Annotated in this window: 2 protein-coding genes and 1 pseudogene; 2 read left to right on the top strand and 1 reads right to left on the bottom strand. The window is 57.8% G+C overall.

From position 1 onward, the window contains the following. A pseudogene (locus AC2YI2_RS34975) lies at nt 1-292 on the bottom strand (IS6 family transposase); the annotation flags it as partial. 46 nt (nt 293-338) lie between these two features. On the opposite strand from AC2YI2_RS34975, the gene AC2YI2_RS34980 reads away from it, so the two are divergent. Together AC2YI2_RS34980 and AC2YI2_RS34985 are read left to right on the top strand one after the other, a co-directional pair. Continuing rightward, entirely contained in the window at nt 339-797 is a 459-nt protein-coding gene (locus tag AC2YI2_RS34980; RefSeq protein WP_487391118.1) for a phosphotransferase, read from the top strand. A gap of 59 nt (nt 798-856) precedes the next feature. Beyond that, on the top strand, nt 857-1306 hold a 450-nt coding region (locus AC2YI2_RS34985; RefSeq protein ID WP_487391117.1), incomplete at its 3' end, for an aminotransferase class III-fold pyridoxal phosphate-dependent enzyme.

The raw sequence follows: 1306 nt of genomic DNA on the forward strand, positions 1-1306 counted from the left end.
CGACAGCCCGCCATAGCCAGCGTTTCCTGCCGGCAATGGTGATGACGACCTCGTCTAGATGCCACACGTCGTCCCCGCTGGGCTTCTTGCGGCGAAGGCGACACGCATAATCCGGGCCGAATTTCTTTCCCCAGCGGCGGATCGTTTCATAGGAGACGGCAATGCCGCGCTCTAGGAGCAGTTCCTCGACAAGGCGCAGGCTCAGCGGAAACCGAAAGTAGAGCCAGACCGCGTGGGCGATGATCTGGGGTGGGAAGCGATGGCGCTTGTAGCTGATTGGCAAAGTGTTCATGAACGTGCGTCTATAGCAGCCGCTCCTCACAAGACGTTACCTTGACATCGCCGCCGACAGCGTTCGGAACTCGATGGACGAGTACGTCAGGTTCATCGAACCTCAAATCCCGAAATTGAAGTGGCAGACCACGCATAACGACCCTAGTCCATTCAACACAATCGTTACCAGTGATACATTGGGTTTTATCGATTTCGGCGACGGCTGCTGGAGCCCAAGAATCCAGGATCTGGCTATCGCGGCAAGTCACCTCGTGATAGATCCAGCACTCCTTCTGGGCGGAGCCGAGCATCTCATTGCCGGCTATGCCGCGGTCGTTCCGCTCTCCGCCTTGGAAGCAAGGCTGCTAGTCGGGCTGATGCGTGCACGACAAAGCGCGCTGATACTTATCAACTACTGGCGCGCCGACCTTTTTCCGGCTGACGCACAATACATAAAAAAGAATGTTGCTCGTGCCGAGCGCGGCCTATCCATCCTGGCGCCTCTTTCTAATGCGTCAGATTAAGCGGCAGTCCTCGCGGCAGTATCACAGCCTTCGCCATAACTCTCAGATAGGCAGCAAACATGTCCACAGACCTCATGCCCAACCGCTACAGACCAGGTGAGTCCGACCTTCCAGCGCGCGAGGCCGCACTGATTGCCCGCCGCGATGCAGTTTTGGGAGCATCTTATCGGATGCAGTATCGACGGCCTGTGCATTTCGTTCGCGGTGAAGGCATGTGGCTCTACGATCCGGATGGTGGGGCCTATCTCGACTTCTACAACAACGTCCCTTCGCTTGGTCATTGCCACCCAGAGGTGAACGCGGCAATGGCCCAACAGGCGGCGCGTATCAGCGCCAATACGCGCTATCTCGAACCAAGACTTGTCGACTATGCTGAGCGGCTGGTTGATACGTTCCCAGTCGAGCTCGACCGCGTGGTCTTCACGTGCACGGGCAGCGAATCCAACGATCTCGCCCTACGCATTGCGCGCCTTGCGAGTGGCGGCGAGGGTGTGATTGTCTCCTCGTAC

The organism is Rhizobium sp. SRI_017, assembly GCF_057586295.1.